Annotated in this window: 4 protein-coding genes; 3 read left to right on the top strand and 1 reads right to left on the bottom strand. The window is 70.5% G+C overall.

What is annotated here, in order from left to right; translation table 11 throughout:
* Positions 1-209: 209 nt before the first annotated feature.
* Positions 210-1,046, bottom strand: a complete 837-nt coding sequence (locus tag AB0915_RS05405) for an endo alpha-1,4 polygalactosaminidase (RefSeq protein ID WP_366689830.1) — start codon at positions 1,044-1,046, stop codon at positions 210-212.
* Between the two features lie 250 nt (positions 1,047-1,296).
* Between AB0915_RS05405 and AB0915_RS05400 the strand changes: the two genes are divergently transcribed.
* The 3 genes from AB0915_RS05400 (at position 1,297) to sucB (ending at position 6,445) form a co-directional block, all read left to right on the top strand.
* On the top strand, positions 1,297-2,841 hold the full coding sequence (locus AB0915_RS05400; RefSeq protein WP_366689829.1) for a leucyl aminopeptidase: 1,545 nt from the start codon (positions 1,297-1,299) through the stop codon (positions 2,839-2,841).
* A 385-nt stretch (positions 2,842-3,226) separates the two neighbouring features.
* Entirely contained in the window at positions 3,227-4,615 is a 1,389-nt protein-coding gene (gene lpdA, locus AB0915_RS05395; protein ID WP_358858442.1) for a dihydrolipoyl dehydrogenase, read from the top strand.
* A gap of 60 nt (positions 4,616-4,675) precedes the next feature.
* Entirely contained in the window at positions 4,676-6,445 is a 1,770-nt protein-coding gene (gene sucB, locus AB0915_RS05390; RefSeq protein ID WP_366689828.1) for a 2-oxoglutarate dehydrogenase, E2 component, dihydrolipoamide succinyltransferase, read from the top strand.
* Positions 6,446-6,725: the final 280 nt, after the last annotated feature.

Raw genomic sequence — 6,725 nt, 5'->3', positions numbered from 1 at the left:
CTTCGCGTCGCCCTCGGTGAGGGTCCTGGGGTCGAAGTCGGCCACCAGCGGGTCGCCGGGGTCCATGGGCACGCCCTCGTAGTGCCGGCCGACGGGAGCGTATCGGGGCGAGCCCGACAACGCAGCGAGCGTGCGGGCCAGGCGGCGTCTGGCAGGCGGGACTTTCGAAACACGCCCTGGTACGGGGCGGCCCGGTTTCCGTCTTCTCCTCAATCCGCGGACGGGCTCGCCGCGCAGCTCCGGCGCCAGGTACCCAGGTCGTACTTCTTGCGGAGCGAACTCAGACGCAGCCTCGTCGACTGCGGGCAGAACCGTGCCACCGGCACCTCGTACTCCACATGGAACACCGCCTTGTCCGCCTCGATGAACGGGGTGAGGCCCGCGCACTCGTCGTACTGGGCGCACTGTTCGTTGACCGCGAAGTCGAAGTCCGGTTCCAGCTGCGGGATCTGGTCCAGGTCGTTCTTCAGCCCGACCGCGAGTCCGTGGCGGTGGGCGATGCGGGCGACGAGGCGGTTGTAGCGCAGCTGATCGGCGCCGGTCAGGGGGAAGCCCGTGCGGTTGCGGTAGCCGTCCATGTTGTCGGGCTCGACCGCGTCGAAGCCCTTCTTCGCGCACATCTCGATCCGGGACTCCATCAGCGGCCCGAGCAGATCCGTGCGGCGGATGTCGAGCCAGCGCTCGCCCGGCCAGCCGTTGCCCTTCCCGAGGACCGAGGCGGGGAACTTCCCGGCGTCCGGGCGGAAGTCCTCCCAGGCGCCGGTGGACACGTAACAGATGACCTTGCGGCCACGGCGGTGCAGATCAGCGACCGCCTGCGCATCGTGCTCGAAGCCGTCGATGTCGTACACCGGGACGTCCACGGTGGGGTCGAGGCGGCCGGAGAGCTGCCACTGCCAGTCGGTGCCCGGCTTCGGCTGCCAGCGCCCCGCGGAGGTGGTTCGAGGCGCCGAGGTACAGCCGGCCAGCACCGCCGACAGGATCAGTACGACGACCGGCGCCGCCGACTTCGGTCTCGTCCTGCGTGCAGCCCGCTGGGCGCGCATCGCTCTCCCCCACTCGCTCCGACACCTCCGACCGACCCTACTTCCCGGGCCAGTTGCGCCGTCGCGGCCCGGTCGGGAGCCGGAGCCCTGCCGCCGGAACGGGCCGCAGACGGCCCGCCGCCGTGATCCCGCAGCAAAGGCGCGCGTAGGCTCATTCCCGGCACATTGCGGCGGCGTCTACGATGCGCCGGGCACGGTCGGCCCACCCCTCGACCGACAACGAACTCAACGGAAGCGAGATTTCACCACCGTGACTGCTCTCACTCTCAGCACTGCCGGTGCGGCGACGCTGCGCGCCGACGCACTTGTCGTCGGCGTCGCCAAGGGAGCCAAGGGCCCGGTCGTCGCACCGGGCGCCGAGGCCGTGGACAAGGCGTTCGGCGGAAAGCTCGCCACCGTCCTGGAGACCCTGGGCGCCTCCGGTGCCGAGGGCGAAGTGACCAAGCTCCCCGCACCGGACGGCCTCAAGGCCCCGGTCGTCATCGCGGTCGGACTCGGTCCGGTCCCGGAGAAGGACGCGGAGTTCGACGGCGAGGCACTGCGCCGGGCCGCCGGTTCCGCCGCGCGTGCGCTGACCGGTTCCAAGAAGGCCGGCTTCGCGCTGCCGATCACGTCCGTCGAGGACGCCGAGGCCGTCGCCGAGGGCGCACTGCTCGGCGCGTACGCCTTCACCGCGTACCAGGGCGGCGAGAACAAGCTCGCGCCGAAGGACAAGAAGAACGGCAACGGCGCCAAGCTGCCGCTCGCCGAGGTCGCCCTGCTCGGCACCAAGCCGCGCGACAAGGCGTTCAAGGCGGCCGCAGAGCGTGCCACCGCGGTCGTCGAGGAGATCAACCGCGCCCGCGACCTGATCAACACCCCGCCGAACGACCTGTACCCCGAGTCCTTCGCCGCCGTGGCCACGGCCGCCGGCAAGGAGCACGGCATCAAGGTGCAGGTCTTCGACGAGAAGGCGCTCGTCAAGGGCGGCTTCGGCGGTCTGCTGGGCGTCGGCCAGGGCTCGACCCACGGCCCCCGCCTGGTGAAGCTCGCCTACACGCACCCGAAGGCGGAGAAGACCCTGGCCCTGGTCGGCAAGGGCATCACCTACGACTCGGGTGGCATCTCGCTGAAGCCGGCCGGTCACAACGAGACGATGAAGTGCGACATGAGCGGCGCCGCCGCCGTGTTCGCGGCCGTCGTCGCGGCCGCCCGTCTCGGCCTGCAGGTCAACGTCACCGGCTGGCTGGCGCTCGCCGAGAACATGCCGTCCGGCAACGCCACCCGCCCGGGTGACGTGCTGCGCATGTACAGCGGCAAGACCGTCGAGGTGCTGAACACGGACGCCGAGGGCCGGCTCGTCCTCGCCGACGCGCTGACCCGCGCCTGTGAGGAGAACCCGGACGCGATCGTCGACGTGGCGACCCTGACCGGAGCGATGGTCCTGGCCCTGGGCCACCGCACCTTCGGCATCATGGCGAACGACGACGCCTTCCGTACGTCCATCCACGAGATCGCCGAGGAGGTCGGCGAGGCCTCCTGGCCGATGCCGCTCCCCGCCGACCTGCGCAAGGGCATGGACTCCCCGACCGCAGACATCGCCAACATGGGTGAGCGGATGGGCGGCGGCCTGGTGGCCGGTCTGTTCCTGCAGGAGTTCGTGGGCGAGGGCATCACCTGGGCGCACCTGGACATCGCGGGTCCGGCCTTCCACGAGGGCGCGCCGTACGGCTACACGCCGAAGGGCGGCACCGGTTCCGCGGTCCGCACGCTGGTGAAGCTGGCAGAGCGCACCGCCGCCGGGGACCTCGGCTAGAGGATGCTCCGTGCGTACGGCCCCGGGCATACGTCCGGGGCCGTACGTGTTCACCCGTCGGCATCGACAGCACCGTGCGCACAGGTTTCGCTCTCAACGAAATCCGCACTCCCACCCGTCTCCCACCCTCACCCTTCCACCGTGGTGCTTCGCGCCGCTCCTACCAATCTCTACGCAGCAGTAACCATCCGGAACGGGTGATCATCCGTCCCGGACCCGGGCCCCGCGTCCCGCCCACCGTCAACAAGTGCGAAGATGGGTTCTCGGCAGGACAGGGCCCCCACCACAGGGCCGAATAACAAAAGCGGCCGAACACCAGCCGACCGGCCGGTCATCCCCCAGCGACGGGGCCCGGCGTACGGCGCACATGCATGGAGGACGTGACGTGGCGAACGACGCCAGCACCGTTTTCGACCTAGTGATCCTCGGCGGTGGTAGCGGCGGTTACGCCGCGGCCCTGCGCGGAGCGCAGCTGGGCCTGGACGTCGCTCTGATCGAGAAGGGCAAGGTCGGCGGCACCTGCCTGCACAACGGCTGCATCCCCACGAAGGCGCTGCTGCACGCCGGCGAGGTCGCCGACCAGGCACGCGAGGCCGACCAGTTCGGCGTCAAGGCCACCTTCGAGGGCATCGACATCGAGGCCGTCCACAAGTACAAGGACGACGTGATCTCGGGCCTGTACAAGGGCCTGCAGGGTCTCATCGCCTCGCGCAAGGTCACCTACATCGAGGGTGAGGGACGGCTCTCCTCCCCCACCTCGGTGGACGTGAACGGCCAGCGCATCCAGGGCCGCCACGTGCTCCTGGCGACCGGCTCCGTGCCGAAGTCGCTGCCGGGCCTGGAGATCGACGGCAACCGGATCATCTCCTCGGACCACGCGCTGAAGCTGGACCGCGTCCCGAAGTCCGCGATCGTCCTGGGCGGCGGCGTCATCGGCGTCGAGTTCGCCTCGGCGTGGACGTCCTTCGGTACCGACGTCACGATCATCGAGGGCCTGAAGCACCTCGTTCCGGTCGAGGACGAGAACAGCTCGAAGCTTCTTGAGCGCGCTTTCCGCAAGCGCGGCATCAAGTTCAACCTCGGTACGTTCTTCCAGAGCGCCGAGTACACGCAGGACGGTGTCCGCGTGACCCTCGCCGACGGCAAGACGTTCGAGGCGGAGGTGCTGCTGGTCGCGATCGGCCGCGGCCCGGTCTCGCAGGGTCTGGGCTACGAGGAGGCCGGCGTCGCGATGGACCGCGGCTACGTCCTCGTCGACGAGTACATGCAGACCAACGTTCCGACCATCTCGGCCGTGGGCGACCTGGCCCCGACGCTGCAGCTCGCGCACGTCGGCTTCGCCGAGGGCATCCTGGTGGCGGAGCGGCTGGCCGGTCTGAAGACCGTCCCGATCGACTACGACGGTGTCCCCCGGGTGACCTACTGCCACCCCGAGGTCGCTTCCGTGGGCATCACCGAGGCCAAGGCCAAGGAGCTCTACGGCGCGGACAAGGTCGTCGCTCTGAAGTACAACCTTGCCGGCAACGGCAAGAGCAAGATCCTCAAGACCGCGGGCGAGATCAAGCTCGTCCAGGTCAAGGACGGTGCCGTGGTCGGCGTCCACATGGTCGGTGACCGTATGGGCGAGCAGGTCGGCGAAGCCCAGCTGATCTACAACTGGGAGGCACTGCCGGCCGAGGTCGCGCAGCTCATCCACGCCCACCCGACGCAGAGTGAAGCGCTCGGCGAGGCCCACCTGGCCCTGGCCGGCAAGCCCCTCCACTCCCACGACTGATCCAGTCCCGGGCGCGACGACCGACCCACTTCCGCACTTTCGTAAGGAGCAACTGAAACCATGTCGGTTTCCGTAACCCTTCCGGCGCTCGGTGAGAGCGTCACCGAGGGCACTGTCACCCGCTGGCTGAAGGCCGAGGGCGAGCGCGTCGAGGCCGACGAGCCGCTGCTCGAGGTCTCGACCGACAAGGTCGACACCGAGATCCCGGCGCCCGCCGCCGGCATCCTCGCGTCCATCAAGGTCGCCGAGGACGAGACCGTCGAGGTCGGCGCCGAGCTGGCCGTCATCGACGACGGCACGGGTGCGGCCGTCCCGGCCGCGGCTCCGGCCGCCGAGCCCGTGGCCGCTCCGGCGCCGGTCGCGGCGGCCCCCGCCGCCCCGGCCCCCGTGGCTGCGGCCCCCGTGGCTGCGGCCCCCGTGGCTGCGGCTCCGGCCGCTGCCGCGACCGGTACGGACGTCACCCTCCCGGCGCTCGGCGAGAGCGTCACCGAGGGCACCGTCACCCGCTGGCTGAAGGAGGTCGGCGAGGAGGTCACGGAGGACGAGCCGCTGCTCGAGGTCTCCACGGACAAGGTCGACACCGAGATCCCCGCCCCGGTTTCCGGTGTGCTGCTGGAGATCGTGGTCGCCGAGGACGAGACCGCCGAGGTCGGCGCGAAGCTCGCCGTCATCGGTGCCGCGGGTGCCGCCCCGGTGGCTGCCCCGGCTCCGGCCGCTCCGGCCCCCGTGGCCGCTCCGGCTCCGGCTGCTCCGGCTCCGGTCGCCGCAGCCCCCGCCCCGGTGGCCGCTCCGGCCCCGGCGGCGACCGCCGCTCCGGCGCCCGTGGCCGCCCCGGCCCCGGCTCCGGTCGCTGCGCCGGCTCCGGTCACCCCGGTGACTCCGGCTCCGGCCGCCGTCGACGACGGCGCGTACGTCACGCCGCTGGTCCGCAAGCTCGCCGCCGAGAACGGTGTCGACCTTGGTGCGGTCAAGGGCACTGGCGTCGGTGGCCGTATCCGCAAGCAGGACGTCGTCGCCGCCGCGGAGGCCGCCAAGGCCGCCGCTGCCGCTCCGGCCCCCGTCGCGGCCGCCCCGGCAGCCGCGAAGGCGCCGAAGCTGGAGGCGTCCCCGCTGCGCGGTCAGACGGTCAAGATGACCCGCATGCGCAAGGTCATCGGCGACAACATGATGAAGGCGCTGCACTCGCAGGCCCAGCTGACCTCGGTCGTCGAGGTCGACATCACGAAGCTGATGAAGCTGCGCAACCAGGCGAAGGCCGCCTTTGCCGCCCGTGAGGGCGTCAAGCTGTCCCCGATGCCGTTCTTCGTGAAGGCGGCGGCCCAGGCGCTGAAGGCCCACCCGGTCATCAACGCCCGGATCAACGAGGACGAGGGCACCATCACGTACTTCGACTCGGAGAACATCGGCATCGCCGTGGACGCCGAGAAGGGTCTGATGACGCCGGTCATCAAGGGTGCGGGCGACCTGAACATCGCCGGTATCTCGAAGAAGACCGCCGAGCTGGCCGGCAAGGCCCGCGGCGGCGGCCTGACCCCGGACGACATGTCCGGTGCCACCTTCACCATCAGCAACACCGGCTCGCGCGGTGCGCTGTTCGACACCGTGATCGTGCCGCCGAACCAGGCCGCCATCCTGGGCATCGGTGCCACCGTCAAGCGTCCGGCGGTCATCGAGACCGCCGAGGGCACCGTCATCGGTGTCCGCGACATGACGTACCTCTCGCTCTCCTACGACCACCGTCTGGTGGACGGCGCGGACGCCGCCCGTTACCTGACTGCGGTCAAGGCGATCCTGGAGGCCGGCGAGTTCGAGGTCGAGCTCGGCCTCTGAGCACCACGGTTGTAACCAGCCTCACCAGCGGCGCCCCCGTCCGGAACCCTTCCGGGCGGGGGCGCCGCCGTATTGTCTAAGAGCTGTGCCGTCATCCCTGGTGGATCAGCGCACGGCGTCGGCTACGGTGCATCGCAAGGCGGAGGAGCGCCCTCATACTGGGCGTATTCGGGTGTTCCGACAACGCGGTGAGGTGCCGTAGCTGTCGCCGTGCGCCCGCCAGGGATGACGGGACAGCCTTTAGACACCACCGGTTGCCTCGCCCGCACCGGTCGGATCG

Source organism: Streptomyces sp. NPDC048411, assembly GCF_040704695.1.
GTDB lineage: Bacteria > Actinomycetota > Actinomycetes > Streptomycetales > Streptomycetaceae > Streptomyces.
Note: the sequence above shows the minus strand (reverse complement) of the source record. Positions and strands in the feature narration are given on the sequence as shown.